Annotated in this window: 19 protein-coding genes; 6 read left to right on the top strand and 13 right to left on the bottom strand. The window is 60.7% G+C overall.

Annotated features, from left to right (window positions below):
• Nucleotides 1–112 precede the first annotated feature (112 nt).
• The 12 genes from ACM6HV_RS03260 to nrdR all read right to left on the bottom strand — a co-directional run bounded on the left by ACM6HV_RS03260 (nucleotide 113) and on the right by nrdR (nucleotide 9,032).
• The gene (locus tag ACM6HV_RS03260; RefSeq protein WP_414903506.1) at nucleotides 113–913 is read right to left on the bottom strand and encodes a cobalamin-binding protein; all 801 of its coding nucleotides are present in this window, start codon (nucleotides 911–913) and stop codon (nucleotides 113–115) included.
• The gene (locus tag ACM6HV_RS03255; protein WP_041074521.1) at nucleotides 913–1,332 is read right to left on the bottom strand and encodes a hypothetical protein; all 420 of its coding nucleotides are present in this window, start codon (nucleotides 1,330–1,332) and stop codon (nucleotides 913–915) included. Before ACM6HV_RS03255 ends, ACM6HV_RS03260 begins: the two co-directional genes overlap by 1 nt.
• The gene (ribA, locus tag ACM6HV_RS03250; RefSeq protein WP_027612931.1) at nucleotides 1,329–1,946 is read right to left on the bottom strand and encodes a GTP cyclohydrolase II; all 618 of its coding nucleotides are present in this window, start codon (nucleotides 1,944–1,946) and stop codon (nucleotides 1,329–1,331) included. Before ribA ends, ACM6HV_RS03255 begins: the two co-directional genes overlap by 4 nt.
• 257 nt (nucleotides 1,947–2,203) lie before the next feature.
• Nucleotides 2,204–2,941 (bottom strand): substrate-binding periplasmic protein, encoded by a 738-nt coding sequence (locus ACM6HV_RS03245; protein ID WP_198759037.1) that lies wholly within the window; start codon nucleotides 2,939–2,941, stop codon nucleotides 2,204–2,206.
• A gap of 34 nt (nucleotides 2,942–2,975) precedes the next feature.
• Entirely contained in the window at nucleotides 2,976–3,479 is a 504-nt protein-coding gene (locus tag ACM6HV_RS03240; protein ID WP_003228639.1) for a phosphatidylglycerophosphatase A, read from the bottom strand.
• Nucleotides 3,476–4,441 (bottom strand): thiamine-phosphate kinase, encoded by a 966-nt coding sequence (thiL, locus tag ACM6HV_RS03235; protein WP_414903505.1) that lies wholly within the window; start codon nucleotides 4,439–4,441, stop codon nucleotides 3,476–3,478. Before thiL ends, ACM6HV_RS03240 begins: the two co-directional genes overlap by 4 nt.
• Nucleotides 4,442–4,458: 17 nt before the next feature.
• Nucleotides 4,459–4,959, bottom strand: coding sequence for a transcription antitermination factor NusB (gene nusB / locus ACM6HV_RS03230; protein ID WP_041074513.1), 501 nt, complete (start codon nucleotides 4,957–4,959; stop codon nucleotides 4,459–4,461).
• Complete coding sequence (gene ribE, locus ACM6HV_RS03225) at nucleotides 4,956–5,432, bottom strand: 6,7-dimethyl-8-ribityllumazine synthase (RefSeq protein ID WP_003228649.1); 477 nt, start codon at nucleotides 5,430–5,432, stop codon at nucleotides 4,956–4,958. The genes nusB and ribE overlap by 4 nt, the downstream gene beginning before the upstream one ends.
• 187 nt (nucleotides 5,433–5,619) lie before the next feature.
• A complete protein-coding gene (gene ribBA / locus ACM6HV_RS03220; RefSeq protein ID WP_007966103.1) occupies nucleotides 5,620–6,711 on the bottom strand; it encodes a bifunctional 3,4-dihydroxy-2-butanone-4-phosphate synthase/GTP cyclohydrolase II in 1,092 nt (363 codons plus the stop codon).
• 16 nt (nucleotides 6,712–6,727) lie between these two features.
• A complete protein-coding gene (locus ACM6HV_RS03215) occupies nucleotides 6,728–7,390 on the bottom strand; it encodes a riboflavin synthase (RefSeq protein ID WP_007955571.1) in 663 nt (220 codons plus the stop codon).
• 47 nt (nucleotides 7,391–7,437) lie between these two features.
• Nucleotides 7,438–8,571, bottom strand: a complete 1,134-nt coding sequence (ribD, locus tag ACM6HV_RS03210; RefSeq protein WP_414903504.1) for a bifunctional diaminohydroxyphosphoribosylaminopyrimidine deaminase/5-amino-6-(5-phosphoribosylamino)uracil reductase RibD — start codon at nucleotides 8,569–8,571, stop codon at nucleotides 7,438–7,440.
• Complete coding sequence (nrdR, locus tag ACM6HV_RS03205) at nucleotides 8,568–9,032, bottom strand: transcriptional regulator NrdR (protein WP_003228656.1); 465 nt, start codon at nucleotides 9,030–9,032, stop codon at nucleotides 8,568–8,570. The genes ribD and nrdR overlap by 4 nt, the downstream gene beginning before the upstream one ends.
• A gap of 127 nt (nucleotides 9,033–9,159) precedes the next feature.
• On the opposite strand from nrdR, the gene ACM6HV_RS03200 reads away from it, so the two are divergent.
• From ACM6HV_RS03200 to trxA, 3 genes are all read left to right on the top strand, one after another.
• A complete protein-coding gene (locus tag ACM6HV_RS03200) occupies nucleotides 9,160–9,624 on the top strand; it encodes a hypothetical protein (protein WP_414903503.1) in 465 nt (154 codons plus the stop codon).
• Nucleotides 9,621–10,277: a class I SAM-dependent methyltransferase gene (locus tag ACM6HV_RS03195; RefSeq protein ID WP_414903502.1), complete on the top strand. Its 657-nt coding sequence runs from the start codon at nucleotides 9,621–9,623 to the stop codon at nucleotides 10,275–10,277. The genes ACM6HV_RS03200 and ACM6HV_RS03195 overlap by 4 nt, the downstream gene beginning before the upstream one ends.
• A 170-nt stretch (nucleotides 10,278–10,447) precedes the next feature.
• Complete coding sequence (gene trxA / locus ACM6HV_RS03190) at nucleotides 10,448–11,320, top strand: thioredoxin (RefSeq protein ID WP_047602506.1); 873 nt, start codon at nucleotides 10,448–10,450, stop codon at nucleotides 11,318–11,320.
• A 103-nt stretch (nucleotides 11,321–11,423) separates the two neighbouring features.
• On the opposite strand, the gene ACM6HV_RS03185 is transcribed toward trxA, so the two are convergent.
• Nucleotides 11,424–11,780 (bottom strand): hypothetical protein, encoded by a 357-nt coding sequence (locus ACM6HV_RS03185; RefSeq protein WP_145598377.1) that lies wholly within the window; start codon nucleotides 11,778–11,780, stop codon nucleotides 11,424–11,426.
• A 125-nt stretch (nucleotides 11,781–11,905) separates the two neighbouring features.
• Here ACM6HV_RS03185 and ACM6HV_RS03180 point away from each other — a divergent pair, with 125 nt between their 5' ends.
• From ACM6HV_RS03180 to ACM6HV_RS03170, 3 genes are read left to right on the top strand one after another with little or no spacing between them, the layout of a single operon-like run.
• A complete protein-coding gene (locus ACM6HV_RS03180; RefSeq protein WP_414903501.1) occupies nucleotides 11,906–12,487 on the top strand; it encodes a PAAR domain-containing protein in 582 nt (193 codons plus the stop codon).
• Nucleotides 12,484–13,443, top strand: a complete 960-nt coding sequence (locus tag ACM6HV_RS03175; RefSeq protein ID WP_145598378.1) for a CHAP domain-containing protein — start codon at nucleotides 12,484–12,486, stop codon at nucleotides 13,441–13,443. The genes ACM6HV_RS03180 and ACM6HV_RS03175 overlap by 4 nt, the downstream gene beginning before the upstream one ends.
• The gene (locus tag ACM6HV_RS03170) at nucleotides 13,440–14,006 is read left to right on the top strand and encodes a hypothetical protein (protein ID WP_414903500.1); all 567 of its coding nucleotides are present in this window, start codon (nucleotides 13,440–13,442) and stop codon (nucleotides 14,004–14,006) included. The genes ACM6HV_RS03175 and ACM6HV_RS03170 overlap by 4 nt, the downstream gene beginning before the upstream one ends.
• The last annotated feature ends 76 nt before the right edge of the window (nucleotides 14,007–14,082 follow it).

The raw sequence follows: 14,082 nt of genomic DNA, 5'->3' as shown, positions 1-14,082 counted from the left end.
CTCCCTGTAGGAGCTGCCGAAGGCTGCGATCTTTTGATCTTGATCCTCAGCGACTCCAAGTCAGCCACAAGCAAGATCAAAAGATCGCAGCCTTCGGCAGCTCCTACAGAGGTCAGCGGTGTGGCTGCATGAGTTGGCAGAGTTTGGCGGTCGCTTCGATCATCTGGCCGCTTGGGCGCTCCAGGCCTTTATCCGTGACCAATAGCAATTGTCCTCTGCTCACCGCCGCCACTTGCGGCCAGGCTTTCCACGCATCAAGCTGCGCCTGATCGCCAGCCAGAATCACCTGCGGATCGCGCTGTAACACCGCCTCGATACTCACCTGTGGCGCCGGCAAACTCAGGTCGGCAAACACGTTGCGAGCACCACACACCTCAAGCGCATCGCTGATGATCTGCCCGCCACCGACGGTGTACAGCGGCTTGTCCCAGACTTGATAGAACACGTTCAGCGGCGTGTCCCGGCGGTAGCGCTGGCGCAGGTCATCGAGTTTCTGGCGCAGTTGCGCCGCCAGTTTCACTCCGCGCTCAGGCCGGCCTAGTTGCGCGGCAATAGCTTCGATCTGTGCAGAAAGTTGTTCGAGACTGTGCGGCTCGGCGACGTAAGTCGGGATATTCAGGCGTTTGAGTTGATCGCGTTGCGCGGGGCCGACGCTGCCGGGCCACAGCAACAACAAATCAGGCTTCAGGCTGAGCAGGCGTTCCATGTCCAGCTGACCGTAGTGGCCCACTGACGGGATATCCTTGAGTTCCTCCGGACGCTCGCCAGCATCGAGTACGCCAACCAGCAGGTCCGCCGAATCCAGCTCAACGACGATTTCCGACAGCGAAGGCGCGAGGCTGACCACCCGCAGACTCGCCAGCACCGGGCCGGCGCAGGCCAGCAGCAGAACCGCCAGCCACAGACGACGCATCAGCCGAGTTGACGCGGGATACGGTAGAGGTAGAACAGCACGGCCGTGGACAGCGCCAGCAACATCAGCGGTACGGCTTCAAGGCCGACGAACACCGCCAGCGCACCGATCCATGCCGGCAACGATGCCGCGAGCAATGCAATACGGCGCTGGGTGGCCAAAGCAATCCAGGCCGTCGGTTCATCAGGGGTGTCGAGGGCTTTCTGCGTGGCGATCAGCGCGTGTTTGTAGCGCCCGAAGAACTTCAGGCTGACAAACATCGACGCAACGCCGGCGATGAACAATGGCATGGTCAGCACCGGCACAATGCCCTCGCCCTGACCGAACAGCAGGTTCAGGACAAACAGCGGCAGCAGCGCCAACGCCAGATACTTCCACCAGTCGACCGCCAGGCGGCGTCGCACCTGACCGCGGGTCACGCGCGGTCTACCTCGCCCTGATGCTCGTTGCCCATCATGTGGTCGAGCTTGCTGGCCTTGGTTGCCAGGTACAGTTTGTTGTGCGGGTTGTGGCCGGTGTGCAGCGGCACACGCTCGGCAACGACGATGCCCATGTCGGTCAGGGCTTTGACCTTGCGCGGGTTGTTGGTCATCAGACGCAGCGACTTCACGCCCAGATGCTCGAGCATCGGCAGGCACATGGCGTAGTCACGTTGATCGGCGGCAAAGCCCAGACGCTCGTTGGCTTCAACGGTGTCGGCGCCGCCGTCCTGCAACTCGTAGGCGCGGATCTTGTTCAGCAGACCGATGCCGCGACCTTCCTGACGCAGGTACAGCAGCACGCCACGGCCTTCACGGGCGATGGCCTTGAGTGCCGCTTCGAGTTGCGAGCCGCAGTCGCAGCGCTGGCTGAACAGCGCGTCACCGGTCAGGCACTCGGAGTGCAACCGGCCGAGCACCGGGGCACCGTCGGCGAAATCACCCAGGCTCAGCACAACGTGCTCGCGGCCGGTGGCCTCATCGAGAAAACCGTGCATGGTGAATTGTGCAAAAGGCGTTGGCAGCTTGGAAGCGGCGACAAAAACGACAGGCACCGGTGTGCTCCTGATCTAAAAGTCTGAAGATTCGCAGGCCGGCATTGTAACAGCAGGTTCCTGCAGACGCTTAGGCTGAATTATCGGGCATAACGATCAAAAAGTTTGATAACACCCGGCCATTGCAGATCCCTGTGGGAGCGAGCCTGCTCGCGAAGGCGTCGGTAGATTCAATCTCTGTGTTGCCTGACCCAGCGCTTTCGCGAGCAGGCTCGCTCCCACAGGGGGGGGGGCAGTGCTGCACACAAGATCTGCACTCAGTTCGACTCGAATGGATACGGCTGCTTCCACTGCTCGAAAACCGGCTTCAGCTCCCCGCTCTTGACCAATTGCTCCATGCGCCTGTCGAACAGCGCCATCAGTGTGCGCGCTTGCGGCGTGTCGGCGAAGCACAGGTACAGCGGCAATTCGGCGATGTGCGTCTTGCGAAACTGCGTCGGATCCTTGGCCCGGCCGATCACATAATCGATTTCGGTCTGCGCATCGATGTAATAGTCCGCGCGGTTGTGGGTGAGCATCGACAGGATGCCGGTACGCCGCACGACCTCATTGTAGTTGCGCACATTGGGCAAATAATCCTGATAGTCGTAACCGCGTACCCACGCCAGGCGATAGTTGCCGAGGGTCTCCGGGGTCGGTGACGGATTGCTCGCCAGGCCCAGGGCGTAGATGTGATCGGTGTCGAAGTTCCAGCGCGGGTATAGCAGGTCGCTGGCCTCGTTTTTATACGAACCGACGCAGGCATCGACTTCGCCGCGCTCGGCGAGACCGACGGAGCGCGTATAGGGTTCAGTGCGGATGTCGAGCTTCACCCCGGCCGGTTCGAACACCTTGCGCAGCACGTCCCAGCCCAGGCCGTGGCCGTCGGCGGCGGTGTAGTCTTCCCAGTCTTCGCTGGCCAGATGGATGACCGCGGGCGTCGGCGCAGCTTCCTGCGCACTGGCAACAGTGCCCAGCAAGGTCAAAAACACAAGCGCCAGCCAGCGTCGAGCCATCCCTCGTTTCCTCACTTAACCCTGACGATACGGATCAGGCGAAAATCCACACCAGTCCCTGCATCGCCAGCCAGGCGAACACGCCGGCCAGCACGTCGTCGAGCATGATGCCGACGCCGCCGTGGACATGCCGGTCGATCCAGCGGATCGGCCATGGCTTGAGAATGTCGAAGAAGCGGAACATCAGGAATCCCGCGAGCAACCAGTACCAGCCTTCCGGCACCAGCCACAGGGTGATCCACATCCCGACCATTTCATCCCAGACGATGCCTTCGTGGTCGTGCACCCGCAGATCGTCGGCGACCTTGCCGCACAGCCAGAAGCCGAACAGCATGGTGATTCCGAGCATCAGCCAGTAACCCCAGTCGGGCAGCATCTGCCACAACGGGATAAAGGGTAGCGCAACTAACGAACCCCACGTGCCCGGCGCTTTCGGCAAGGTGCCGGAGCCAAAGCCGAACGCGAGAAAATGCCAGGGATTGCGCCAGACCGACGGCGGAACGAATTCGGCCGGAACCTGTTTCGGGTGATCTGTCACGGTGTCTCCTGAAAATGTTGATAACCGCGGATTTGCGGGGTGATGTCGTGTCCTTCGCGATCCAGCAGCACCACACCCTGGCCCTGCGCCACACGCCCGATCACATGGATCGGCCAACCATCGGCCAGCAGCGCCGGCAACTCGACGGACGGTAGCGTGAAGGCCAGCACATAGTCGTCGCCGCCGCTCAACGCCGCCCGTTCGGCACCGCGCTGACCGAGAAACGCCACTAAAGCATCGGACAACGGTACGCGCTCGCGTTCAACTTCGAGGCGAACCCCCGAGGCCAGAGCGATATGCCCGCAATCGGCGAGCAGGCCGTCAGAGATGTCCAAGGCCGATGTGGCCTTGCCACGCAAGGCCTGACCGAGCGCCAGTTGCGGTTGCGGCGACCAGTAATGATCGAGCAACGGCTGGGCGATATCTGCTTCGGCCTCGCGCTGGCCAAGCACCAGCGGCAACGCCCCGGCGGCATTGCCCAGCTCGCCGCCAACACAGAGCAGATCGCCCGGTTGTGCGCCGCTACGGGTCAAGGCCTGCCCGACCGGAACGCGACCGAATACGGTCACCGTCAGGCTCAACGTCCCGCGCGTGGTGTCGCCGCCGACCAGCGCGATGCCGCAGCCCTGCGCCATGCGGTTCAAACCGTGGGCATAGGCTTGCAGCCAATCGGCGGTCACCGTCGGCACAGTCAGGGCAAGGGTAAAGGCAACGGGCGTAGCGCCCATGGCGGCCAGGTCGCTGACCGCGACGGCCAGCGAGCGCTGACCGAGCAGAAACGGATCGCAAGGGTCGGCGAAATGCACACCGGCCACCAGCGTATCGGTGGAAATCGCCAGCTGTTCCCCGGGGGGAACGGCGAGCAAGGCGCAGTCATCGCCGATCCCCAGAGCAACGCCCTCGCCGCCCTGCGCACAAGGCGCGGCGGCGAAGAAATTGCGGATCAGCTCAAACTCGCCCATGAGGTCTCAAGCGCGTATCAGCGCTTGAACGCCTTCACTTCAGCTTCACGCAGGCGCGGAGCCAGCTTGTCGAGTACGCCGTTGACGAACTTGTGGCCGTCGGTCGAACCGAAGACTTTCGCCAGCTCGATACCTTCGTTGATCACCACGCGGTACGGCACGTCGACACGCTTGAGCAGTTCCCAGGTGGACAGGCGCAGAACCGCCAGTTCAACCGGGTCCAGCTCTTCGATCTCGATGTCCAGGCATGGCTTGAGCGCGGTGTCGATTTCGCTCTTGAACTGCGGAACCCCGTGCAGGATCTCGCGGAAGTAGGCGCCATCGACATCGGTGAAATCGTTATCAACGCGAAACTGCGCTTCGATCTCGTTCAGCGATTGCCGGGCCATGTGCCACTGATACAGGGCCTGAGTCGCGAGCTGGCGGGCTTCGCGGCGCTTGGCGCTCTTCGATGGCTTGCCGGCATCCGCAGGTTTCGGATCGCGCGGGTTGAAACGATCGCTATCGTCGCTAATCACTTGGCCTCCAACTGCGCCAGCAGGCTGACCATTTCCAGAGCGGACAGGGCAGCTTCAGCACCTTTGTTGCCGGCCTTGGTGCCGGAACGTTCGATGGCTTGCTCGATGGAGTCAACGGTCAGGACGCCGAACGCGACCGGTACGCCGAATTCCATGGACACCTGGGCCAGACCCTTGGTGCACTCGCCTGCCACGTATTCGAAGTGCGGAGTGCCGCCACGAATGACCGCGCCGAGGGCGATGATGGCTGCGAACTCGCCTTTCTGGGCGACTTTCTGCGCAACCAGCGGGATTTCGAAGGCGCCAGGTGCGCGGATGATAGTGATGTCGCTTTCGCTCACGCCGTGGCGAACCAGGGCATCAACTGCACCGCTGACCAGGCTTTCAACCACGAAGCTGTTGAAACGGCCCACTACCAGAGCGTAGCGGCCTTTAGGGGCGATGAAGGTACCTTCGATGGTCTTCAGGGTCATTCGTCAGATCTCTTAAAGAGCCGGGACGCGTCTCGTACGCATCCCTCAGTGATATTAGCTGTGGCGAGGGGATTTATCCCCGATGGACTGCGTAGCAGTCCCAAAACAGGGGCCGCTGCGCAGCCCATCGGGGATGAATCCCCTCACCACAAGAATCCATGTCAACAATGCCGGAAAAACCGGGTCATTATTCGGAGGGCACGTATTCTACAACTTCCAGATCGAAACCGGATATCGCATTAAATTTCATCGGTGCCGACATCAGGCGCATTTTGCGCACACCGAGGTCACGCAGGATCTGCGAACCGGCACCGACGATGCTGTAGGTGGTCGGTTTTTTCACCGCCGCCTGATCAGCAGTTTCGCGGATGTGCGCCAGCAACACGTCGCCATCAAGCGGGTGCCCGAGCAACAGCACCACACCGCTGCCGGCCTCGGCCACCGCAGCCATCGCCGCGCGCAGGCTCCAACGGCCCGGTTGCTTGACCATCAGCAGGTCGCGCAGCGGGTCCATGTTGTGCACGCGCACCAGGGTCGGCTCTTCGGCGCAGACAGTGCCCAGCGTGAGGGCCATGTGCACGTCGCCTTCCACCGAATCACGATAGGTCACCAGGTTGAATTGGCCCAGTTCGCTGTCCAGCGGCTGCTCGGCAATCCGCTGAACGGTACGTTCGTGGATCATCCGGTAGTGAATCAGGTCGGCGATGGTGCCGATCTTGATGTTGTGTTCGGCGGCAAACGCTTCCAGCTCGGCGCGACGGGACATGGTGCCGTCGTCGTTCATCACTTCGCAGATCACCCCGCTTGGCTCGAAACCGGCCATGCGCGCCAGGTCGCAGGCGGCTTCGGTGTGGCCGGCACGGGCCAGCGTACCGCCGGCCTGGGCCATCAGCGGGAAGATGTGGCCCGGGCTGACGATGTCTTCAGCCTTGGCATCTTTGGCCGCAGCCGCTTGCACGGTGCGCGCACGGTCGGCGGCGGAGATACCGGTGGTGACGCCTTCGGCGGCTTCGATCGACACGGTGAACTTGGTGCCGAAACCGGAACCGTTGCGCGGTGCCATCAGCGGCAGCTTCAACAGCTCGCAGCGCTCGCGGCTCATCGGCATGCAGATCAGGCCACGGGCGTGCTTGGCCATGAAGTTGATGTGCTCGGCCTTGCAGCATTCGGCGGCCATGATCAGGTCGCCTTCGTTCTCGCGGTCTTCGTCATCCATGAGGATGACCATCTTGCCTTGGCGGATGTCTTCAACCAGTTCTTCGATGCTATTGAGCGCCACAAGGCACCCCCTTCAGTCAGGATTTGAGGTAGCCGTTGGCGGCCAGAAAGCTTTCAGTGATACCACCGGACGTCGGCTCTGCAGCCTTGTCGCCCAACAGCAAACGCTCCAGATAACGCGCCAGCAAATCGACTTCCAGGTTCACCCGGCGGCCTGGCTTGTAGGAGGCCATGATGGTTTCGCTCAGGGTGTGCGGAATGATCGTCAGCAGGAATTCGGCGCCATCCACCGCGTTCACGGTCAGGCTGGTGCCGTCGACGGTGATCGAGCCTTTATGGGCGATGTACTTGGCCAGCTCTTTCGGCGCGCGAATGCGAAATTCCACGGCGCGGGCATTGTCGCTGCGCGACACCACTTCGCCGACACCGTCGACGTGACCGCTGACCAGATGCCCGCCGAGACGGGTGGTCGGGGTCAGGGCTTTTTCCAGATTGACCGGGCTGCCGCTTTTCAGGTCGTTCATCGCGGTGCAATCGAGGGTTTCGCGGCTGACGTCAGCAGCAAAACCGTTGCCCGGCAGTTCAACCGCCGTCAGGCACACGCCGTTGACGGCGATGCTGTCGCCGAGTTTGACGTCGCTCAGGTCGAGCTTGCCGGTTTCGACATGCACCCGCACATCACCGCCCTTTGGGGTCAGTGCGCGGATACTGCCGATGGATTCGATGATGCCGGTAAACATGGGGTTCTCCTTGAGAACGAAGCCAGCGCTAAGGCGATGGCCGGGAATTATACGCTCGCCGAAACGACTGGCGTCGCAGTGACTCGCCAGTCATCGCCAACCGCGCGGATTTCAGTGATTTTCAACTCCGGAGCGTCCTTCATATAGGCCAGCGGCCAGTCCAGCAGCGGACGCGCTGTGGAACCGAGAAACTTGCCGGCGATGAAGATCACGAACTCGTCGACCAGACCGCGCTGGGCAAACGCACCGGCCAGACGCGGGCCGGCCTCGACCAGCACTTCGTTGACGCCACGGTTGGCCAGTTCGATCAGCAACTGATGCAGATCGACCTGACCGTCATCGCCCGGCACGATCAGACACTCTGGGCCATTGGCGTATTGCTCTTCGACCGCCATGCAGGTGGCGACCAGCGCCGGGCCGGCCTTGAAGAACGGCGCATCCAGCGGCACCCGCAGGCGCCCGTCGATCAGCACCCGCAGCGGCGGACGGCTCATGGCCAGTGCGGTTTGCTCGGCATCCAGACCCAGTTCGTCGGCGCGCACGGTCAGGCGCGCACCGTCGGCCAGCACGGTGTCGGCCCCGGTCAGCACCACTGCAGCCTGCGCGCGCAGACGCTGCACGGCGGAACGCGCCGCTGGGCCGGTGATCCATTGGCTTTCGCCGCTTTCCATCGCCGTACGACCGTCGAGACTCATGGCCAGCTTGACCCGCACGAACGGCAAGCCGTGTTCCATGCGTTTCAGAAAACCTTGATTGAGTTGACGTGCTTCAGCTTCCAGCACGCCGCTTTCGATGGCGATACCGGCATCAGCCAGACGCTGCAAGCCACGCCCGGCGACCTGCGGATTCGGATCGCGCATCGCGGCGACCACCCGGGCAACTCCGGCATTTACCAGCGCATCGGCGCACGGCGGCGTGCGGCCATGGTGGCTGCACGGCTCAAGGGTCACGTAAGCCGTGGCGCCTCGGGCCAGCTCACCGGCAGCGCGCAGGGCGTGAACTTCAGCGTGGGGTTCGCCGGCACGCTCGTGAAAGCCTTCGCCGACAATCTGCCCGTCCTTGACGATCACGCAGCCAACCCGGGGATTGGGATGGGTGGTGTAGTGGCCCTTGCGCGCCAGTTCCAGCGCGCGCGCCATGAAACGGGCGTCGAGGATCGCCTGCTCGGCGGCGCTGGTCATTCTTTCACCGGTTCGCGGGCGAGGCGGTCGATCTCTTCGCGGAACTCGTTGAGGTCCTGAAAGCGTCGGTATACCGAAGCGAAACGGATATAGGCGACTTCATCAAGCTTTTGCAGCTCGGCCATCACCAGTTCGCCGACCACGAGGGATTTGACCTCGCGCTCGCCGGTGGCGCGCAGCTTGTGCTTGATGTGGACCAGAGAGGATTCGAGACGCTCGACGCTCACCGGACGTTTTTCCAGGGCGCGTTGCATGCCGGCGCGGAGTTTTTCTTCGTCGAACGGTTGGCGGCTGCCGTCGGTTTTGATCAGGCGCGGCAACACCAGTTCGGCCGTCTCGAATGTCGTGAAACGTTCGCCGCAGGCCAGGCATTCACGCCGGCGGCGCACCTGTTCGCCCTCGGCGACCAGACGCGAGTCGATGACCTTGGTGTCGTTGGCACCGCAGAAGGGACAGTGCATGGTGGCTGGCAACAAAAAAAGGGAGGGCCATGGTAGCGCATCCCGGTGGCAAGACAAGCCATAGGGTTTGCGGTATACAGACTGCCATGATCGTTTGATCCACGGATTTCATTTTCTGGAGCTGCCAATGTCGCTACGACCGCTCGTTTTGCTCAGTCTTTTCGCCCTGCTGGTGGCCTGCGGTAGCGATAAACCCAAACCGCAACCGCCAACACCGGGCCCGGCACCACAACAGGCGCAGAAAAAAGCCAAGGAAGCCGCCGACCTGGGTCCGCTGCCTGCCTATCAACGGGAACTGAGCGGCTCCCTGCAAGGCGTGCCGGCCGGGGCCGAAGTCGAACTGGCGCTGCTGGTGATCGATGAAAAATCGCGTCCGCAACAACTGCTCGCCAGTTCCAGCCTGATTGGCAACAACCAGATCCTGCCGTTTCGCCTGCGCTTCAATCCGGAGTCATTTCCGGCCGGCGCACGGGTTGAGCTGCGCGGTCGTGCCACGCAGTCGGGCCAGTTGATCCTGCACCTGCCGTCGCAAACCATTACTCAGCCGACCACTCAGGCGCTGGGCCAGCTGCAATTTGTCAAAGCACCATGACCGTACCGCTCGACCTGCAACAGGCGCTGGGTGAATTGCTCGGTGATGCGCGGCTCAAGGCCTGTGCGTTACCGGGCACCGATTTGCAGTTGTGGCTGATCGACGGCGACAACATGGATCGCGAATTCAGCCCGGATGAAACCCGGCGCACCCTCCACGAACCACCCTACTGGAGTTTCTGCTGGGCCAGCGGCCTGGCGGTGGCGCGTTATCTCGCGGAGTTTCCCGAATGGGTGCGTGGCAAGCGTGTGCTGGATTTCGGCGCCGGTTCCGGCATCGCCGCGATTGCGGCGGTCAAGGCCGGGGCGTCGGAAGTGGTGGCCTGTGATCTGGATCCGCTGGCGATTGCTGCGTGTCGGGCCAACGCTGAACTCAATGATGTGCAGATGAGTTATTCGACGGACTTCTTTGCCGAGGCTGATCGCTTCGACCTGATTCTGGTGGCGGACGTGCTCTACGACCGCGAGAACCTGCCACTGCTTGATGCATTTCTCAGCCGTGGCCGTGAGGCGCTGGTGGCGGATTCGCGGGTTCGGGATTTTCGTCATCCGCTGTATGAGCGGATCGAAATGCTTGAGGCGATGACCTTGCCGGATCTGGCGGAGCCGGAAGAGTTCAGACATGTCAGTCTTTACCATGCGCGGCGTGACTAAAAGCTTCGCGAGCAGGCTCGCTCCCACAGGGGTAACGCATTCCAAATGTGGGAGCGAGCCTGCTCGCGAAAGCATTCTGGCAGGCAACACACCTCTCAAAGACTGACCGCTTCCGGCCACACCCCGCCAAGCCGTATAGTTGCCCCATCCACGCTTTTACGAGATCCCCCATGAGTCAGCAAACGCCGTACATCTTCGACGCCACGACTGCCGATTTCGACCAGTCGGTGATCGAAGCTTCCTTCAACAAACCGGTGCTGGTGGATTTCTGGGCCGAATGGTGTGCGCCGTGCAAGGCGTTGATGCCGATGCTGCAAGGCATTGCCGAGAGCTATCAGGGCGAACTGCTGCTGGCCAAGGTCAACTGTGACATCGAGCAGGACATCGTCGCCCGCTTCGGCATTCGCAGCCTGCCGACCGTGGTGCTGTTCAAGGACGGCCAACCGGTCGACGGTTTTGCCGGTGCGCAGCCGGAGTCCGCCGTGCGCGCCCTGCTCGAACCGCATGTACAGATGCCACCGCCGGCCGCTGCCGATCCGTTCGAACAGGCGCAGGCGCTGTTCGATGAAGGTCGTTACGCGGAAGCAGAAGCCGCGCTGGTGGTGATGCTCACCGAAGACAACAGCAACGCCAAAGCGCTGATCCTCTACGCCCGCTGCCTGACCGAACGCGGCGAACTGGGTGAGGCGCAAACCGTGCTCGACGCAGTCAAGAGCGATGAGCACAAGGCTGCACTGGCCGGCGCCAAAGCGCAGATCAAATTCCTTGGCCTGGCCCGCGATCTGCCGGATGCTGCCGACCTCAAGGCGCGTCTGGCCAAAGATCCGCAGGACGACGAAGCGGTGTATCAGCTGGCGATCCAGCAACTGGCGCGTCAGCAATACGAAGCGGCGCTGGAGGCCTTGCTCAAGCTGTTCATCCGTAACCGCAGCTACGGTGAAGGCCTGCCGCACAAGACCTTGCTACAGGTGTTCGAACTGTTGGGCAACGATCATCCGCTGGTGACCGCTTACCGCCGTAAAGTGTTCGCTGCGCTTTATTAAGATCAAAAGATCGCAGCTTCGGCAGCTCCTACATTTGATCGTGTTCTTCCATATTTTGCGGATGAACCTGTAGGAGCTGCCGCAGGCTGCGATCTTTTGCGGCCTACTCGACCCAGCTATAGAGCGGCGTATCCCCGCCGCTCGCCACTTTCACCTGTGAACTGTGGCGTAGACGTACCAACAGCCGTTTGCCTGCGGCCGCGCTGCCAGTCAATCCCTCAAGCTGCTCCAGCAGATCCGGCCCGCTGAGCTGCCCGGCCTTGCGCAGCAAATCCCGGGCGACTTGCCACAATGCTTCGTCCTGATTCAACGATTTAGCCGCTGAGGCCGCCACGGCCGCCGCTTGAACGATTTGCGGCTGTGCACCAAGGGCTGAGCCGAGCTTCCCCCAGTCGCTGTCATCCAGTTCCACCGTCAAATCTACCGGCACATCGCCGACGGTTCCGCGTATCCGCAACATTGAGTTCGCTCCCGCACATTTCTGACCTGCATGCTCCCATGGGACTTGTGTAACGCCAAGTGTCAGGAGCTGGCGACGCTTGCCTTATCGGCTACATTTTTCTTTTTTTCATGGGAAGGACCCCCATGTCTTCAGGAAGAAAACTGGCGTCGAAAGGAGGCCCCACCTCTACAGGTGGTGTGATTCTCGAGGGAAACGAACACCTGCGTATCGAAGGCGAAATCATCGCCTCGATCGGGCAACTTGCCAGTTGTCCCGCGTGCAGTGCCGGTCAGGGGCCGATCGTCGCCGTTGGCGAAAGAACGCTGATCCTGCCCGCCGGCCCGGCTGCACTGGAGGGTGACTATGTCGCCTGCGGTTGCCCGCCCATGGCCAACAAGCTGCTCACTCAGCAACATAGCGGCTTCGCCGGCATTGGCCGCCCGGCCCCCATCGATATGGGCCCACCCATTGCCGCCCTGGCTTCGCGTCGTTATCTGCAAGTGATCATTGAACGCCTGAACGACACCCAGAAACCAGGGCTGGCCTACAAAATCAAGGACAAGAAAAAGACGGCCATCCTGCAGGACAATACCTGCACTACCACGGGAGAAGGTTGCGAACACCAGGTCGAGAACCCTGAGGACTACGACACTCTTCTTATTGGTGAAGATGCCGAATGGACGTTCTATTCCTATGAAGAACCGTTGAAACAGGACGCGTCATGAAATCGAAAATCAAACTGGCCTTTAAGGATTTTCTGATGCACCCCCCCAAGGGTGTGCAGTTTCAATTGCTGATCGACGAAAAACTCGTTGATAGCAATATCGTCCAGAAAAAAGACACACCAACTACCTACACTCTTTTTACGGATAAAGAACAAACAATCGTCATTCGTAATGAAGAAAAAAAGGTATCGACGATAAAGAGCCGCGAAAGTCATGAGATCACGTTGCAGATCATCGGAGGCAGCGGAGTAACGAAAGCGATTCACAAAGCCACTCTGAATCAGGGCAAATTGCTGACCATCGTGGCCGTGTCACCTTGGGTGAAGGTGCCTTTGTCCAACAGCGGTGCCGTCACCGGTGATACTTTTTACGAGGTGGAATACGGGGTGAAGCGTCAGAACACGACCAATACGGTGAGGGTTTTCATTCAGGATCTGCCGCGAAAAATCTTGCTGGAGGCACTTTCTCACCGAAACTCCACAGCATGGGCCGGCAACAGAAGCAAAAAATCCTTGCCTCATAGAGCCGTCGATGAATCAAGCAAGAGCGTGGAATTCCCTGCCAATACCAACAAATGCAACTTGTTTGTTTATGACGTGCTGACCGCTGTCGGAATCAACGTAGCGCTGATCGAGCACGGCAAGTCGAAATACGTTTGGGGATACTCAAAAGTAAGCCCGCCTCTTGCCGGAGAGTGGGCCGACGAGAATCGATTACTTAAAAACTGGAGTGTGCAACGCTCCGCCCTGCCCGGTGACATAGGTGCGTATGCTGTCAACTATTCCGACGCCAGCGGCCATGTCGGCTTCGTGCTTGCCCAAGGTGTCTGCATATCCGCCAGCTGGGAAAAAATCGAAGTCAACGATGTCGGCTTCCGACGTGCATCCGGCTATGCCATTGATAGCGATCATGACTTCACCATTTTCCGCCGATACAGGCACAGCACACCACAATGAAACGACTACTCTGGATACTCCTTGCCATTCCACTTCTGCTGATCGTGGCGTGGCGACTCTGGTCGCCCGCCGACCTGTCGACCTGTACCTCCGAAGTATCCACAACCGGACCACTGACAGCGTTCATACGGGACTACTTCGAGCGCAATGATCGTGTCGACTGGCGCGAACTGGATGATCGATTCGATGTGCTGTCGACACCTGAAGGCCAGAAAATCGCCAAACAACCCCAAGCACATGTCTGTGAAGCGTTACAGCTTCTGCAAAGCCCCGCGTTCAGTCAGAGTGAAAAAATCTTCACCACAGCATTGATGTTCCAGTTGCCGATCAGCCAGTACTTGGGCTTCATGGACAACGTCCATCTGCTCTATACCCAAGGCAGGATTGATCGCGAAGTGATGCTCCTGATCGTTCAACCCCGCGGCACAGCGATCAATTACTGGTGGCTGCCGGCATGGCGTGAACGCTTCCAACGTGATGCGCCGAAGTTGCTGGACAGTGGCTTGATCACTCAAGTGTTATCGGGTCGGTATTGGCTTGACTATCCCGGTAGCGGATTCTGAAGCAAGTCACCTCTCGTTGATGTGCGCACCGCCCGGGACACGTTCCGTGTGGTGCGCAGCCACACCTTGCGCAAAG

This window comes from Pseudomonas sp. IT-P260 (assembly GCF_949768395.1).
Lineage (GTDB): Bacteria > Pseudomonadota > Gammaproteobacteria > Pseudomonadales > Pseudomonadaceae > Aquipseudomonas > Aquipseudomonas parakoreensis.
This window is presented reverse-complemented; position numbering and strand designations above follow the sequence as displayed.